The sequence below is a fragment of the Rhodococcus sp. H-CA8f genome (assembly GCF_002501585.1).
GTDB lineage: Bacteria > Actinomycetota > Actinomycetes > Mycobacteriales > Mycobacteriaceae > Rhodococcus_F > Rhodococcus_F erythropolis.
This window is the reverse complement of sequence record NZ_CP023720.1, coordinates 5730972-5746939: the sequence shown is the minus strand read 5'-3', so window position 1 is coordinate 5746939 and position 15968 is coordinate 5730972. Positions and strand designations below refer to the sequence as shown.

15 protein-coding genes and 1 pseudogene are annotated in these 15968 nt (G+C 61.7%); 10 read left to right on the top strand and 6 right to left on the bottom strand.

All coding sequences use genetic code 11. The features are described 5' to 3' along the window. Nucleotide 1: 1 nt before the first annotated feature. From CPI83_RS26720 to CPI83_RS26705, 4 genes and pseudogenes are all read right to left on the bottom strand, one after another. Nucleotides 2-1099 carry a hypothetical protein gene (locus CPI83_RS26720; RefSeq protein ID WP_021334222.1) on the bottom strand — a complete coding sequence of 366 codons (1098 nt, stop codon included), beginning with the start codon at nucleotides 1097-1099 and terminating at the stop codon, nucleotides 2-4. Then, nucleotides 1096-2133, bottom strand: a complete 1038-nt coding sequence (locus CPI83_RS26715) for an ATP-binding protein (protein WP_232816813.1) — start codon at nucleotides 2131-2133, stop codon at nucleotides 1096-1098. The genes CPI83_RS26720 and CPI83_RS26715 overlap by 4 nt, the downstream gene beginning before the upstream one ends. Before the next feature lie 162 nt (nucleotides 2134-2295). Next, nucleotides 2296-2517 (bottom strand): annotated as a pseudogene (locus tag CPI83_RS26710) (helix-turn-helix transcriptional regulator); the annotation flags it as partial. 211 nt (nucleotides 2518-2728) lie between these two features. Next, nucleotides 2729-3433 (bottom strand): response regulator transcription factor, encoded by a 705-nt coding sequence (locus CPI83_RS26705; RefSeq protein ID WP_019746583.1) that lies wholly within the window; start codon nucleotides 3431-3433, stop codon nucleotides 2729-2731. Between the two features lie 183 nt (nucleotides 3434-3616). Here CPI83_RS26705 and CPI83_RS26700 point away from each other — a divergent pair, with 183 nt between their 5' ends. From CPI83_RS26700 to CPI83_RS26665, 8 genes are all read left to right on the top strand, one after another. Further along, nucleotides 3617-4141 carry a TetR/AcrR family transcriptional regulator gene (locus CPI83_RS26700; protein WP_020968240.1) on the top strand — a complete coding sequence of 175 codons (525 nt, stop codon included), beginning with the start codon at nucleotides 3617-3619 and terminating at the stop codon, nucleotides 4139-4141. Next, the gene (locus CPI83_RS26695; protein WP_097387969.1) at nucleotides 4138-5622 is read left to right on the top strand and encodes an NAD(P)/FAD-dependent oxidoreductase; all 1485 of its coding nucleotides are present in this window, start codon (nucleotides 4138-4140) and stop codon (nucleotides 5620-5622) included. Before CPI83_RS26700 ends, CPI83_RS26695 begins: the two co-directional genes overlap by 4 nt. Further along, entirely contained in the window at nucleotides 5619-7334 is a 1716-nt protein-coding gene (locus tag CPI83_RS26690; RefSeq protein WP_097387968.1) for a GMC family oxidoreductase, read from the top strand. The genes CPI83_RS26695 and CPI83_RS26690 overlap by 4 nt, the downstream gene beginning before the upstream one ends. Next, the gene (locus CPI83_RS26685) at nucleotides 7318-7965 is read left to right on the top strand and encodes a hypothetical protein (RefSeq protein ID WP_097387967.1); all 648 of its coding nucleotides are present in this window, start codon (nucleotides 7318-7320) and stop codon (nucleotides 7963-7965) included. Before CPI83_RS26690 ends, CPI83_RS26685 begins: the two co-directional genes overlap by 17 nt. Before the next feature lie 289 nt (nucleotides 7966-8254). Further along, nucleotides 8255-8809 carry a Fur family transcriptional regulator gene (locus tag CPI83_RS26680; protein WP_019746588.1) on the top strand — a complete coding sequence of 185 codons (555 nt, stop codon included), beginning with the start codon at nucleotides 8255-8257 and terminating at the stop codon, nucleotides 8807-8809. A gap of 31 nt (nucleotides 8810-8840) precedes the next feature. Further along, nucleotides 8841-10292 (top strand): catalase, encoded by a 1452-nt coding sequence (locus CPI83_RS26675; RefSeq protein ID WP_019746589.1) that lies wholly within the window; start codon nucleotides 8841-8843, stop codon nucleotides 10290-10292. Between the two features lie 269 nt (nucleotides 10293-10561). After that, a complete protein-coding gene (locus CPI83_RS26670; RefSeq protein ID WP_030535692.1) occupies nucleotides 10562-11248 on the top strand; it encodes an HAD family hydrolase in 687 nt (228 codons plus the stop codon). Nucleotides 11249-11254: 6 nt separating this feature from the next. Then, nucleotides 11255-12244, top strand: coding sequence for an LLM class F420-dependent oxidoreductase (locus CPI83_RS26665; RefSeq protein WP_097388258.1), 990 nt, complete (start codon nucleotides 11255-11257; stop codon nucleotides 12242-12244). Here CPI83_RS26665 and CPI83_RS26660 read toward each other — a convergent pair. Continuing rightward, the gene (locus CPI83_RS26660) at nucleotides 12141-13520 is read right to left on the bottom strand and encodes a HAMP domain-containing sensor histidine kinase (protein WP_097387966.1); all 1380 of its coding nucleotides are present in this window, start codon (nucleotides 13518-13520) and stop codon (nucleotides 12141-12143) included. The genes CPI83_RS26665 and CPI83_RS26660 overlap by 104 nt on opposite strands. After that, on the bottom strand, nucleotides 13517-14221 hold the full coding sequence (locus tag CPI83_RS26655; protein WP_003943475.1) for a response regulator transcription factor: 705 nt from the start codon (nucleotides 14219-14221) through the stop codon (nucleotides 13517-13519). Before CPI83_RS26655 ends, CPI83_RS26660 begins: the two co-directional genes overlap by 4 nt. Before the next feature lie 167 nt (nucleotides 14222-14388). Here CPI83_RS26655 and CPI83_RS26650 point away from each other — a divergent pair, with 167 nt between their 5' ends. Continuing rightward, on the top strand, nucleotides 14389-14853 hold the full coding sequence (locus tag CPI83_RS26650) for a hypothetical protein (RefSeq protein ID WP_019746594.1): 465 nt from the start codon (nucleotides 14389-14391) through the stop codon (nucleotides 14851-14853). Nucleotides 14854-15073: 220 nt separating this feature from the next. After that, nucleotides 15074-15877 (top strand): metal-dependent hydrolase, encoded by an 804-nt coding sequence (locus CPI83_RS26645; RefSeq protein ID WP_007732353.1) that lies wholly within the window; start codon nucleotides 15074-15076, stop codon nucleotides 15875-15877. Nucleotides 15878-15968: the final 91 nt, after the last annotated feature.

The window sequence follows — 15968 nt, the reverse complement described above, 5'->3', positions numbered from 1 at the left end:
GCTATTCGGGATAGACGGCGCTGTCTGTAGTCGGATCGACGGACATGGACGAGGCGCCGAGTTCCCTCTGATCTCCCTGCCGTAACAGCTGCATTCCGTTGTGATCGAACTCGATTCGTCGAACGTCTTCAGTGTCGACCAGCATCGTGGCCATTGCGGTGCGCCGAGGTGGAAGGATCCGAATGGTCACTTTGCCTCGCGTGATCGCGGTGAGTTCCCGGACGATGCTCGCGTGGATTCGGTCGCGCACGGCGGGGTCAGCACCATCCATTCCGTGGTCGTCGAGCAGGACTACCTCGACGCCGCGGTTTCGAGTGGCATGCACAGCATCGATGACATCTGTCTGTTGTAAGCCAGGCGCCCTCAGCGAATCTCGGAGTTGCGCCTCGAGGAGTTCGCATTCTTGCCGCTCGGCGGTTGTCAGCGGAATCCCGGAAGCGACCCGTTCGAGGAGTGGGCGCGCAAGTAGATCGAGCCTGTCGAGTTGCGCGTCGCGTTCCTCGAGAATCGCAGCGCTAGCGGATGCGGAGGCAATTCGTTGGGTGGACTGCTCCCGAAGTTCGTAGATAACCCTGGCTTGAGGACGGATGGTGTACGCGAAGAAGGTCGACATCAGAACAGGGCCCGCGTTGATGACCGTCAACGACACTCCGTACATGGCCCCCTGGCCGGTAGTGGAGGACCAGATGGCGGTCACCAACACCATGAGCCCAAGCCCGAGCCACGCGAGTGCTGTACGCCCACGAACGCACATGAAGGTGAAAACGGCCGTAGACATCCCGAACATCCACAATTGAGTCATGTCGTTGACGGGCACTGGAACCACTGACAACACAAGGCCACTCGTGACGGCGCCAGTCAGAGACACCAGAACGCTCTGCCCCAGCGGCATCGGGTCGCCTCGGCTCAGAACGAGTGTAAAAGCCGCAGTTGAGCACACGATAATTGCCAAGACCATCGGCCAGACTGCGCGGACGTCGGAGGAGGTGTACGCGACCGAGATCACGCAGGTGAGCGCGAAGCATGCAGCCATGAATCGAGCAGCACGGCTGTGCATACCGAGGAGATCGCGGACATCTCGTCCGTCCGGTCTGGTCATGTCATCACCGCTGCGGGCAAGCTCAGGGTCAGAGTCACCGAAGTGCCGCGGCCGGGTGACGATCGAATGGTTGCCGATCCGCCGTCGAGTTGGCGCATTCTGCCGCGGATGCTGACAGTGATTCCGAGGCGATGCGTCTCGACGGAGCTCGGATCGAAGCCGACGCCGTCGTCCGCGACGACTACTTCGAGGTGGGTGGTGGTTGCCGTGACCGTGACCGAACGCCGTGCACTGCTTCCGGCGTGCTTGACGCTGTTGCGCAGCGCCTCGGCCATCGCACCGGCCATCGCACGAATCGAGTCGGGCGCGTATCCGCTCGGATCGGACCCGACTGAGAGGGCGGTCTCGAACGTGATGTTTTCGTCTACTTCCGAAGCGGCTGAACGCAACTGAGCGAGGATTCCGTCGAAGTCGAAACTCGTCTCGTGATCGGTTCCGGAGCGGAGTTCGTCAAGCCTCTCGACAGTCCTTCGTGCCTGAGCGATGACCGAGGGATCGGCATCGTTTCTCGAAGCAGCGAGCAGGGTGGACATCACGGTGTCGTGGATGAGTGCGTCGAATCTCTCGCGTTCGACGGACTTGGCCTCGGCCGCGGCGGCGCCTGCCGCAGCGGCATGAGTGGTGGCGATAGTTGCATCCAGCACGCGACCGGTGCGCAAGGCCATGACGGCCGCTGCGACGAATACCGCGCAAAATGTCCAGGCGAAGGCGAGGTCGGGAACAAGCAGGTGCGTCGTGGGACTCGTCCGGATTATGTGATTGGTCAACTGTGCGAGTGTTGCCGCCACGAAAAGGTGCACGACGGCAGCGGCCGGTCGCCAAGCCGCAGCTGCCGCAAGGCTGGCGACGCCGGGGAAATTGGAAATCCACAAGGTGAAATCCGTGACGTGCTCACCATTCCAGGCCGGCCACCACAGGAGGATGACCACGACGTAGAGGAGCGCATTTGCACTCGCGGCTCGTTTCACCCACCGGGTGTCTGCGTGAAACGTCGATGCTCCCAATACCAGTCCACTACCGAAAGTTGCGACCACTGCCAGCGGGGTAACACCAAGACGCGGACATCGCAGTGGCTTCGGCAATGGCAGGGGCGAGCAATATCAGATAACAGACATAGCCTGCGCCGATGAAACGGCCGAAGAGCCTGAGAATTTCGTCAGAAGCAGTGGCTGTTTTGTCGAAAGCAACTTTGTCGATCAGAGTTCGTCGATCGTCACTATCTGATCTTGTATCGCTCGCACGAGTAGTTCGCATTTCGTCGGTGCGTTCCTTCCAACGTCGGCATACTTCTCGCGAATCCGGGACAGGTGGGTTCCCACCGTTCCCACGCTTATGTAGAGGTTTTGAGCGACGCGTGACTTCGAATCACTCAGTAGCCATTCCCTGAGAACCTCGACTTCGCGCTCCGAAAGGTGCGGTCCGACAGGGTCTTGTGTCATGCAGTTTTCCACAGTGACGGTCATGAGTTTCGTCTTTCTTTCGTCTAGCGGAATGACAGACTCCCCGACAGCGCCGTCTTCTTACCAGGTGAATGTAAGTCGAAGTTGGCCATTTTTCCCAGACATCAATTCCTCTGCCCATATTCCCAGGGGCAGCCTCAGCGAAATCAATCGTTACCGAACTTTTTCATTACTGAAGGTCATTGTTAGTCAAGGTCAGATTTCTACCGAGATTCCTGCGTTCCGGAATCGGTAACACCCCGTCCTCGACCGCGCGTTTGTACAGATCTGTCTTTGTGGGGGCCGGCCGTCCGGCAGCCGCATATTTCTGCCTGATGCGTTGGAGGTAATCGTTGACCGTCTGCGGCGCCAAACCGGTGAGTCGCGCAACGCGATCTGCCTTCTCTCCGGATGCGTAAAGTTCGAGGACCTCGAGTTGTCGAGGGCTCAGACCCACCTCGTCGAGACCTGGATCCCCGTCGATTGCGGCAGCCCACTCTGTCGTCACCACCTGCCTTCCCGACGCGGCGGCGCGTATTGCATCAATCACGACGGCAGTCGGTTCGGACTTGCGCACGACGCCCAGCACACCGGCACGGGCAGCCGAGCGAACGAGGAACGGGTTTTCCGCCCCGGTGAAGATCAATGTCTCGAGCCCCGCGGCCCGCAGTTCCTCGACGTTGCTCTTGGGCGATGAACCGTCGGCCAGTCGGAGGTCGAGAATTGCCAGATCCAAGCTGACGTTCTGAGCGAGCATCTCGGACACAGTGGTCGCGATGCACACCAACTCGATATCCGGCTCGTCCTTCAGCATCACGGACAAGCCGATAGCCACCGACTCGTGGTCTTCCACCAGTCCGACACGGCGGTGTGGAAATGCAGTTTGCTCTGGCATAGCGATTGTTTCCCTCCGCTCGATGCGAGGACGTTATCAGGCAGAGCTGACTGATCGGTATGTTACGTATCAAGATTTGAAGTCAGCCTGGACTGTTTTACGTTTCGGCTCTACAGTTGTCTTGTGACCGAGACCACTTCCGATGCGAAAGTAAGCCGTACGCAGGCCGAACGAACTGCCGCGATGCGTGGGCGCCTGCTCGACGCCGCCGTCGAATCGCTTGTCGAACTGGGCTACGCCCGGACCAGCACCCAGGAGATCGCCCGCCGCGCAGGCGTCTCGCGAGGTACGCAACTGCATCATTTTCCGACCAAGGAATCGCTGGTCGTTGCGGCCGTCGAGTATCTGGTCGACAAGCGACTGGAAGAAATCCTCACCGCTGAAGTGGATCGCGGCCGAGGTCTCGAGGTCCTGGCGGACGCGTTCTCCGGGCCACTGTTCTACGCCGCCCTCGAATTGTGGGTCGCGGCGCGAACCGATCCTGTTCTGCATGCGGCGACGGTGCCCCTCGAACGCAAGGTCAGTGAGGCACTCGAGTTCGGTAGCGCCGAGTTGTTCGGCGATCGATTCGATTCCGAGTCGGTCGAACTCACCATCGAACTCGTCCGCGGTCTTGCAGTCTCAGCCCTTTTCCGTACACCCGAAGCCGACGACGCGCTCAGAGCGCGACTGTTGCCGGCCTGGCAATCCCGAGTGGAGAAGAAGTGAAGCTTCCCGAACATGTCGAAACGCTGATCGTCGGTGCCGGATTCGCCGGTATGGGCTTGGCAGCCAGAATGCTTCGCGACAATCGCGCGGCGGACGTCGTGTTGATCGAGCGCGGAGCTGACATCGGCGGCACTTGGCGCGACAACACCTACCCAGGGTGCGCCTGTGACGTGCCGACGGCGCTGTACTCGTATTCTTTTGCGCCGAGCGCCGATTGGAGTCATACCTTCGCTCGTCAGCCCGAGATCTACGACTATCTGAAGAAGGTGGCGGCAGGCACCGGCATCGTGGATCGCGTAGTCCTGAACTGCGAACTCGAAGCTGCTGTGTGGGACGAGGATGCGGCGCTGTGGCGTGTTCGGACATCCCGAGGGGCATTGACGGCCAAGACGCTGGTCGCTGCGACCGGGGCGTTGTCGACTCCAAAGATTCCCGACTTTCCCGGTCTCGACCAGTTCTCCGGTACCACTTTCCATTCGGCGACGTGGAACCACGAACACGACCTGCGTGGTGAGCGCGTAGCAGTGATCGGAACGGGAGCGTCGGCAGTCCAGTTCGTTCCCGAAATTGCCGACCCTGCTGCCCATGTCACCGTGTTCCAGAGAACTCCGGCCTGGGTGATTCCGCGAATGGATCGCACCCTGCCTGCGGCGCAGAAGGCCGTCTACTCGCGGATTCCCGCTACGCAGAAAGTTGTTCGCGGAGCGGTTTACGGTTTTCGCGAGTTGCTCGGTGCCGCGATGTCACATGCGACGTGGGTCCTGCCGGCCTTCGAGGCGGCCGCGCGCCTCCATCTGCGCAGACAGGTGAAAGATCCGGAGTTGCGCCGGAAACTGACTCCCGATTTCACGATCGGTTGCAAGCGCATGCTTCTGTCCAACGACTGGTTGCGCACCCTCGACCGCGCGGACGTGAGCCTGGTCGACAGCGGGCTCGTCTCGGTCACCGAGGGCGGGGTGGTCGACGGGCACGGAGTTGAGCACAAGGTCGACACCATCATCTTCGCCACGGGGTTCACGCCGACGGAACCGCCTGTGGCGCATCTGATCACCGGAAAACGTGGCGAGACGATGGCCGCGCATTGGAACGGTAGCCCCAATGCGTACAAGGGCACTGCGGTCAGCGGGTTTCCGAATCTGTTCCTCATGTACGGTCCGAACACCAACCTCGGACACAGTTCGATCGTGTACATGCTCGAGTCCCAGGCCGAGTACGTCAACGACGCGTTGAACACCATGAAACGTGAGCGACTGGACGCTCTTGATGTCAACGAGTCGGTACAGGTGCACTACAACAAGGGAATTCAGCACGAGTTGCAGCACACGGTGTGGAACAAGGGCGGATGCTCGAGTTGGTACATCGATCCGGAGGGGCGCAACTCGGTGCAGTGGCCGACGTTCACATTCAAATTCCGTTCGCTGCTGGAGCATTTCGATCGTGAGAACTACTCCGCTCGCAAGATCGAAAGCGTCCAGGCATGACCACGACGCACTACGACGTGGTGGTAATCGGATCGGGATTCGGTGGCAGTGTCGCCGCTCTTCGCCTGACGGAGAAGGGCTACCGTGTCGGGGTGCTCGAAGCCGGTCGACGGTTTGCCGACGACGAGTTGCCCGAAACCAGTTGGCAGATGCGAAAGTACCTGTGGGCGCCGTGGATCGGATGTTATGGGGTTCAGCGTATCCACCTTCTTCCGGACGTACTCGTGATGGCGGGAGCCGGCGTCGGGGGCGGATCGTTGAACTACGCCAACACGTTGTATCAGCCACCCAAGCGGTTCTTCGAAGACCGTCAGTGGGCGCACATCACGGACTGGCACGACGAACTGGCGCCGTACTACGACCAGGCCAAACGGATGTTGGGTGTTCGCACTAATCCGTCCTTCACTCCGGCCGATGCGGTGATGAAAGACGTAGCCGAAGAGATGGGCGTGGGGGAGACCTTCACGTCCACCCCCGTCGGTGTTTTCTTCGGGGAGGCAGGAGTTTCCGTGCCGGACCCGTTCTTCGGCGGAAAAGGGCCCGAACGCACCGGTTGCACCGAATGCGGGGGATGCATGACCGGGTGCCGAGTCGGGGCGAAGAACACGCTGGTCAAGAACTACCTCCATCTCGCCGAGCAAGCGGGCGCCAGGGTTCATCCGTTCACGACCGTCACCGACCTTCGGCCGAGCGCAAGCGGTGGTTATCACCTGCTCGCGAGGCGAACGGACGGCGTCCGCCGGCGAGAAGTTCGGTTCACCGCCGATCAGGTGGTGGTAGCCGCCGGAACGTACGGAACGGCGAGACTGCTGCTCGGTATGAAGGAATCCGGTGCCCTGCCTGACCTGTCGGACACTCTGGGCACCGTCGTACGTACCAATTCCGAAGCCGTACTGGCCGCAACGTCGAAGTCGCGTCGACGGAACTTCACGCAGGGCGTAGCGATCACATCATCCTTTCACCCGGATGATCACACGCACATCGAACCGGTGCGATACGGCAAGGGCAGCAATGCAATAGGACTTCTGCAGACCGTCCTGAGTGACGGCGGTGGGCGAACTCCCCGGGTGCTGAAGACTCTGGCGGTCGCGGCACGGCACCCAGGTGCGTTCTTCCGGTCCTTGTCGGTACGGAACTGGTCCGAGCGAACCGTTATCGCGCTGGTGATGCAGACCGACGACAACTCACTCGAACTTTCCAAGAACACCAAACGATTCGGGCGTTCCCTCACCAGTAGGCCGGGACCGGGTGATCCACCTCCCCAGTGGATTCCGCAGGGCCATACAGCTATTCGCAAGGTCGCCGAGAAGATCGACGGTGACCCGGGCGGTTCCATCGCCGAGATCGTGAATATCCCGATGACGGCGCACTTTCTGGGTGGCTGCGCAATCGGTGACAGCGCGGCGAGTGGCGTCGTGGATCCGTATCTCCGTGCTTACGGACATGCTGGCCTGCACGTCATGGACGGTTCGGTGGTGAGCGCGAATCTCGGCGTGAATCCTTCCCTGACCATCACTGCGCAGGCGGAACGAGCGTGCGCGATGTGGCCGAACAAAGGTGCCGCAGACGCCCGCCCGAAGACCGGCGAACCATACGTACGTATCGATCCGACGTTGCCGTCCAACCCGGTGGTGCCGACGCATGCACCAGGTGCTTTGCGGCTTCCCCTGACCGTTCGAGCTGAGAAGGTGTCCGATGTGGAGCGTGCCTGAATCGACAAGTGACCGCGTCGACTGGCCGGTGAGCGATCCGCCGCCGTGGCCTGCTTCCGTTCGCGCAACACTGTGGTGGCACCGCAGTACGCCGGCGGCGCGGGAACTCGGGCCAGACGATCGAACGATTCCGGTGACGGTGGCCATGATGGTGGACTACCTCGATTCGCCGGTCGGCCCGTATCGCGAGATCCTCGCCAGTCCGGTCTTGCATGCGCCAGGGAAACGGATCGGGCCTATGCCGCGGATGGCGGTCCCTTTCATCGCGGTGGATTCGGAACCGTCGGTGCACGGCGGGCGAGTCCACTGGCAATTGCCCAAGGTTCTGGCCGAGTTCGACGGAGATGTGCAGCAAAAATTCACTGCAACCGGCGACGGATGGCGGGTGCGTTCGGACACGCGGATGCTCGGGCCGCGTCTGCCGATTGCCGGGGCGTTGGGATTTGCGCAGCCGGAATCCGGTGGAGGTCTGGCGATCGCGTCGGCCAGGCTGACGGGGTCGTTCCGATATGCGCGCGTGAGCGTCGAGGCAGAGGGGCCGACACTGCCGAACTGGTTGGCATCGGGCACTCATCACGGCGCCGTGATTCTGGGCGGAAAAATGACTACGGGAGCAGCCAAGCGCCGATAGCGGGGGGGTGACCTGCGAAAGAACGAGCAAGGCCGCCCAGTCGGTGATTGGGCGGCCTTGCTCGTGTTGTGTAAATAAGTTAGGTGTCGACGTCCCACAGGCGCCTCTCGGCGGGTGGTCGCTCGCAGCGACAAAAGGGGTGGGGCCCGGGGCTTGTTCGGACGCCGACAGGGTGTTCAACGGTGGTCGCCCCGCATTTGTTCCCGTCCCGGGTATGTGACGCCGGTCTCGATTCAACTTAGGCAATCCTTTTCTTGACTAATTCCAGAAAAGCGGCATACTGGGAAACATGCGAGACGGAGAGCATGACTTCGACCCCCGAGCGCAACTTCGCGCCGTCGGGTTGAGGATCACTGCTCCGCGCCTCGCCGTGCTGGATGCGGTTACAGCCCAACCGCATTCAGACGCCGATTCTGTTGCAGCACTCGTGCGGCAGCAGCTCGGATCGGTATCCACACAGGCCGTTTACGACGTGCTCAAGGCATGCGTGAACGCAGGATTGCTGCGACGCATCGAGCCGGCGGGTTCACCCGCACGGTTCGAGACGAGAACTGGTGACAACCACCATCACCTCGTCTGTCGCGGCTGCGGCAAGGTCGTCGACGTCGATTGTGTTGTCGGCCAAGCTCCCTGCCTCGAACCTTCCGATAATCACGGCTTCGAAATCGACGAAGCCGAGGTCGTGTTCTGGGGCCGTTGCGAAGATTGCCTGAAGAATTCTGCCGAATCCGACACCGCGTCGGACACGGTCTCGCAGAATCGAATTGATGCGTCCAGAACCTCCGAGCCAGCCCCTTCGCATGCAGCCCATGCGTTCGGCTCGGATGCAGCCCCGCTCCTCTGACGCCCAGCCCACAACGCTAGGAGGCTTCGCCATGACCAAGCCCACCACCAACAATTTCGGTATCGCGGTCGCAAGTGATGACGAATCGCTGACCGCGGGTATTCAGGGGCCGGTGCTCCTTCACGACCACTACCTGATCGAGAAGCTCGCGCAGTTCAACCGCGAGCGTGTCCCGGAGCGCATCGTCCACGCCAAGGGCGGCGGCGCTTTCGGTGAACTCGTCATCACACACGACGTCAGCAAGTACACGAAGGCCGCGTTCCTGCAGCCGGGTAAGAAGACCGAGTCGCTCGTCCGCTTCTCCACCGTCGCCGGTGAGCAGGGCAGCCCGGACACCTGGCGCGATCCGCGCGGTTTCGCGATGAAGTTCTACACCGAAGAGGGAAACTACGACCTCGTCGGCAACAACACCCCGGTGTTCTTCATCAAGGACGCCATCAAGTTCCCCGACTTCATCCGTTCGCAGAAGCGACTGCCAGGCTCCGGTCTTCGTGACCACGACATGCAGTGGGACTTCTGGACTCTGCGTCCCGAAACGGCTCACCAGGTGACCTGGTTGATGGGTGACCGCGGTATCCCGAAGACCTGGCGCAACATGGACGGCTTCGGATCGCACACCTACCAGTGGGTCAACGCTGCGGGTGAACGCTTCTGGGTGAAGTACCACTTCAAGACCGATCAGGGCATCGAGTTCCTGACACAGGCAGAAGCAGACAGCCTCGCCGGTAGCGATCCCGACTACCACCGCGCGGATCTGTACAACGCCATCGAGGCCGGTAATTTCCCGAGCTGGACCCTCAAGGTTCAGATCATGCCGGTCGACGAGGCCGAAGGCTACCGCTTCAACCCGTTCGACCTCACCAAGGTCTGGTCCCAGAAGGACTACCCGCTGATCGAGGTCGGTAAGTGGACGCTGAACCGTAACCCGGAGAACTTCTTCGCGCAGATCGAGCAGGCATCCTTCGAGCCGTCGAACGTGGTGCCCGGCATCGGATTCAGCCCGGACAAGATGCTTCTGGGCCGCGTCTTCTCCTACGCCGACGCACATCGTTACCGCATCGGCACCAACTACGCCGACCTGCCGGTCAACGCCCCGAAGAACGAGGTGAACTCCTACTCCAAGGAGGGCGCCATGCGGTACAGCTTCAATTCCCCGTCGACGCCGGTGTACGCACCCAACTCGTACGGCGGACCTCACGCCGATCCGTCTGTTGCCGGTGACGAAGGCCTGTGGTCGTTCGACGGCAAGGCAGTGCGCGCCGGATACATCGAGCACGCCGAGGACGGCGACTTCACGCAGGCCGGAACGCTGGTCCGTGAAGTTCTCGACGACGCAGCTCGTGAGCGCCTGGTGAGCAACATCGTCGGCCACGCCCTTGCCGGCGTCAGCGAAGAAGTTCTACTGCGTGTCTTCGAGTACTGGAAGAACGTCGACGCAGATTTGGGCAAGCGCGTCGAAGAAGGTGTACGCGCAGGTCAGTGACCCGCTGACATGAGCATCGCCTAGGTTTACCGAATGCGGACCGCTGCAAGGGAAATCACTTCCCGGCAGCGGTCCGTTTTTGTCTGCCCAACTACAGCAGTGCGAACCAGTAGACGAAGCATGCGAGAAGGAACACAACCACTGACTCCATGACGACACCCCTGTTCGACGTGCACTTCTGCTGTCCGCACTCTCCATGATCCGCTTCTCGAGCGGAGAATGCTCGGGGCACAAGTTTCGCGAACCGAGGTGTTGGGCAGTCAATTCCCATGGCAACAGGTGCAGTTCTCTTCGACATCGACGGAACGCTCGTCGATTCCAACTATCTGCATGTAGAAGCGTGGTCGCGAGCCTTCTTCGAGGTGGGTCGCCCGGTTGACGCGTGGCGGGTGCACCGCTGCATCGGCATGGACGGAGACCAACTACTGGAGACGTTGCTCGGCGAAGACATCGACGGGTGCGGGCCTCGGGCCAAGGAACTTCACACCAAGTACTACCGGCAGTCGGCTGACCGTCTCCGAGTACTGCCGGGAGCGCGAGAGTTGATCCGCCGAGTTCACTCGCTCGGACTGCACGTCGTGCTCGCTACCTCGGCGCCCGACGACGAACTGGAGTTGTTGCGCCAGACGCTCGACATCGACGAAATGATCTACGCCGCGACCTCTTCGGAATCCGTCGACGAGGCCAAGCCTGATCCGGACCTGATCGAAATCGCGCTCGCGAAGGCAGGTGTCGACGCGGGCGATGCGGTCATGGTCGGAGACGCCGTCTGGGACATGAAGGCGGCGACATCGGCAGGCGTTGTCGCTGTGGGAGTGCGCAGCGGCGGCATGTCGACCGACGAACTCGACGGCGCGGGTGCGGCGGAGGTGTACGACGACGCCCGCGACCTTCTCGACCACCTCGACGGCAGTGTGATTTCCGAACTCGTTTCAGGCCAAGATACCGGGAGTTGATCAGTGATGGCACGATTCGGCTATACCTTGATGACCGAACAGGCCGGCCCGAAAGAACTGGTCCGCCATGCAGTTCGGGCCGAAGAAGTCGGCTTCGACTTCGAAGTGATGAGTGATCATTACTCGCCGTGGCTGACCGAGCAGGGGCATGCGCCTTACGCCTGGTCGGTGCTGGGAGCAGTTGCCCATGCCACCGAGCGAGTCGGGTTGATGACGTATGTGACTTGTCCGACCGTCAGGTACCACCCTGCCGTGGTCGCGCAGAAAGTCGCGACGATCCAGATCCTCGCGGACGGGCGCTTCACACTGGGATTGGGAAGTGGCGAGAGCCTGAACGAGCATGTGGTCGGTGAGGGGTGGCCGTCCGTCGACACCCGGCACGACATGCTGCAGGAAGCAGTGAGCATTATTCGTGCACTGCTTGCCGGAGATCTGGTGAGCTGGAAGGGGGAGTACTTCGACGTTCAGTCCGCGCGGATCTGGGATCTCCCGGAGAACCCGGTTCCCCTGGCGCTGGCCATGTCCGGCGACAAGTCCGTCGAGCGTTTCGGTCCGATGGCCGATGACCTGATTGCCGTGCAACCGGATTCGGATCTGGTGCACCAGTGGAAGCATGTTCACGGCCGGGCGTACGGGTTGGCGCCAGCAGGCCGGACCATCGGTCAGATTCCGATCTCGTGGGATCCTGATCGCGACACGGCGATCGCTCGCGCTCATCAGCAGTTCCGGTGGTTCGGTGGAGGGTGGTCTGTGAACTCCGAACTACCCACACCGGCGAGTTTCGCAGGTGCGACTCAGTTCGTGCGCAAAGAGGATGTGGCGGAAAGTATTCCGTGTGGTCCTGATCTCGATGTCATCGTGGAGGCAGTCAAGGCGTACACCGATGCCGGGTTCACCGATGTGGCGCTGGTACAGATCGGTGGAGATACCCAAGACCGATTCTTCGACGAGGCAGCCAAGCCACTGCTCGAGGCTCTGCACGTCGAATTGGGTTGATCGAGAAAATCAATCGAGTTCCGCCGAGGGGGCTCGCGTCGAGTCGCGCGCTACCGCCGTGCAGTCGCGCCTGCTGCGCGACGAGGGCCAACCCCAAACCGCTTCCGGCGTCGCCGGTGCCGGTACCACGAACAAATCGTTCGAACATCGCTTCGCGTTCCGACGGCGCGATCACGGTGCCGTTGTCGTCGACGAATACCGTCGCCGAACCGGTGGCAGCCCCTGATCGGACGGTGATCTCGACTTCGTCGGCATTGCCGTGCCGAACGGAGTTGGTGACGGCGTTGGTCAACACCAGACGGATGCCCGCGGGAAAGGCCTGAACCGAAAGTTCTTCCGGTGCTTTCAAACGAACGTCGACCTGAGGGTGCAAACGGCCGGCGTCAGCGACGGCGCGATCGGCAACCTCCACGAGATCGACGTCGGCACAATCCTCCGGATCGGCCACTTCACCCAGGGCGAGCGTCTCGAGATCGGTCAGGGTGCGCTCGATCTGGCGCTGCGCCTCCAACAACTCGCTGGACAGTTCGCGGCGTTGGCTTTCCGTGAGATCCAGTGTTGCGAGAACTTCGAGATCGGTACGCATCGACGTGAGAGGTGTGCGTAGTTCGTGGGCGGAGACGCGAGCGAAATCGCGTGCCGACTCCAACGCCTCTTCGGTGCGGCTTCTATCGGTTTCGATGCGACTGAGCATGCTGTGGATTGCCTCCGACAGTTCTTCGGCTTCGCGCGTTCCGCGCACCGACGGTGCCCGGCGCGAGAGTCCTTCGACGTCGAGGTTGTTGCCGATCGAACTGGTGGTCTCGGTCAATTGCTGTAGGGGCCGGACGGCTCGGCCTGTGAGGAACCAGCCTAGCCCGGCCGCGGCAAGGATGGCGACCACTGCCGCAGCGGCCACTTGGAACTGCTGTTCACGGATTGCCTGGGTCAGTGGATCTTCGGGGATGCTGACGGCCAATGCGGCGCCGCTGTCGCCGGGCACGAGAACATCCCGACTGCGAACATCGGTGGTAGCCAAGGCGCTGACGGTCGTGGCGTTGAATCCAGGGCTGATCACGAATGGTTCTGTTGTTGCAGTTGGTGTTTCGATGAACAGGGGGCTCGGCGCACTCGCTGCGACGCCCAGGGTGACGGAATCGAGAGTGCGTTCGAGTTGTTCGGATCCGTTGACGCGCAGGAAGACCGCGAACGCAATTCCGATCGCGGCAATCACGATTCCGGCGGCCAGGCCCGACGCGATGGCTACCCGGGTCTGAAGTGACAGCGGCCGCTTCATCGTTCGGCCCTCAGGACGAAGCCCACTCCGCGCACCGTGTGGATCACGCGGGGCGCCCCGTCGACTTCGAGTTTCTTGCGTAGGTAGGTGACGAAGACGTCGACGACATTGGTGTCGGCAGCGAAGTCGTAACCCCAGACGAGTCGCAGGAGTTGTGCGCGACTGAGTACGACACCGGCATGCTCGGCGAGTACCGACAACAGGTCGAATTCTCTTTTGGTGAGTTCGATTCGCCTACCGTCGATGTGTGCTCGATGGCCACGGAGATCGACCGTCAGCGGTCCCACCGTGATCGGATGGTCGACCGACGGAGTGGCTCGCGTCGTGCGTCGTAGCAATGCGCGCAGTCTGGCGACGAGCTCGGCCAATTCGAAGGGCTTGGTGAGGTAGTCGTCGGCGCCCGCCTCCAGCCCCGCGATGCGGTCACCCACGGAACTTCGGGCGCTGAGTACGCAGATCGGAACCTCGTTGCCGATCGCGCGCAGGGCGGTTACCACTCCGACGCCGTCGAGGCCGGGCATGTTGACGTCGAGAACGAGTGCGGCCGGGCATTGCTTGTTCACCGATGACAAGGCCGATCGTCCGTCGACGGCAGTTGCCGTGTCGAAGCCCGACAATCGGAGTCCACGTTCGAGCGAATTCAGAACCTTCGCGTCGTCGTCAACGATCAGGATGCGCTCGCGTGTACTCACTCCAGCCATGGTGCCATCGGATTGCGACCTGGGGCCTCGCTCGGAGCGAGGGCCGCCGCATTCTCATCAACTCCTAAGAAACCGACAACAGATCTGCAGTGTTGGCTTCATAACCTCGGGTTTCTCGGATGCGACCGCGCCGAGAATTCGAGAACGTTCGATCAAGGAGAACAACGATGACGCGATTGAAAGTGAACGGCAAGCGGGCCAGCCGGACCGGTGTGGTGGTGGCGTCGGTGGCGGTCCTCGGTATGGCCGTGGCGCCGGGAATCGCCTGGGCTTCCAACCCGATTTCCGACGGGTCGCCGGTGGCGGTGCGATCGATCGCGACCGCTCCGTCAGAGGCAGGTGTGGCACCGGAAGTAGCGTGTGGTGCCGCGACGCCGATTTCCGACGAGGAGCTGCAGAAGCTCATCGACGAGGGCAAGGTTGTGCGCGCCGAGGAGGCGGGCACAGCCGCAATCACGATCGAAGTCCCTGGCGACGCCGCGACATTCATTGCGCGTGAAGGGGTGCCGGCGTTGCCGACCGTCGAATGGGCTCCGGCGATCGAGGGTGTTCCGGCAGAGGTGCTCAACATGGCAGGCGTCGCTCCGCTGGAGGAAGGCGTTGCCCTGTCATGCGCGGTTGCTGCGGGCTGACGAGCGAAAAAAGCTCCGCATGAACCGCTTTGACCTGGAACGGTACGGCCGTACTCAACCGGGTCCGGAGGTTGGTCAACCCTGTCGGTAGCACTTGCTACGTTCGGGGCGGTCTCGGCGAGCATGCCGGGGCCGTCGCCGACGGCGTCATGTGTGTGGTGTCTTGCAGAGGGTCCGGTACGGCCTGATGCGGGGCGCGTTTCGAAAGGTGTTGTGTTTCATGGTCATGGGCCCCACCCACGCGATGTCCGGTGCTGCTGTGGGGTTGGTGGTTGCAGAGTTGTTGCCTCTCGATTGGGGAGGGCCCACATCCACCGCTGAAACCTTGACCTTTGCCGGTGTGTGCGCGGGAGCCGCCTTGCTTCCCGACCTCGATACCGGTCAGTCGACGGTTTCCCGATCATTCGGTCCGCTCAGCAAAGCGCTGGCCAAAGGTATCGACGCAATTTCGGTGACCTTCTACCGCATCACCAAAGGCAAGAAGGACGGCAAGCGTCGTGGTGGGCATCGGACGCTCACGCACACCGCGCTGTTTGCCGCCGGTCTTGGGGCCGGGGTCTCGGCGCTGGTTGTTCAGTTCGGGAAGCCCGCCATCATCATCACGCTGTTCTTCTGCCTCGGGCTGGCGATCCGAGGATTGGCGGGTGAATTGGCCAAGGAGAAGGGGTGGCTCGCCGTCTCCGCCGTTGCGTTGGTGCTCTCGGCCCTCACCTGGCAGTGGTATCCGAGTGAGGCCGGATCCACCGGGCTAGGTGTTGCAGTGGCACTGGGCTGCGCCACACACTGTCTCGGCGATGCGATCACCAAGGAAGGGGTGCCGTTTCTCGCGCCCCTGATTCCGCTCGGCGGCAAGCGGTGGTGGGAACAACGGCTGCCGTCATTTCTGTCCATCCGCGCAGGTGGGAACCTCGAGAAGATTCTGATCGGGCCGGCGCTGACGGTCCTGACTGCCTGGTTGATCATCAGTGCTTTCGACGGCGCCCCGGAAGCGATCTACGCCGTCTTCGCTCCGATGGTGCAGTGAGCATCTAAATCTTTTATTACGGAACCACTGGCATCGTAATCGTATTTGTTCTACGTTCGTCCCTGACATGAACCGAGTCGGCTGACGGAGT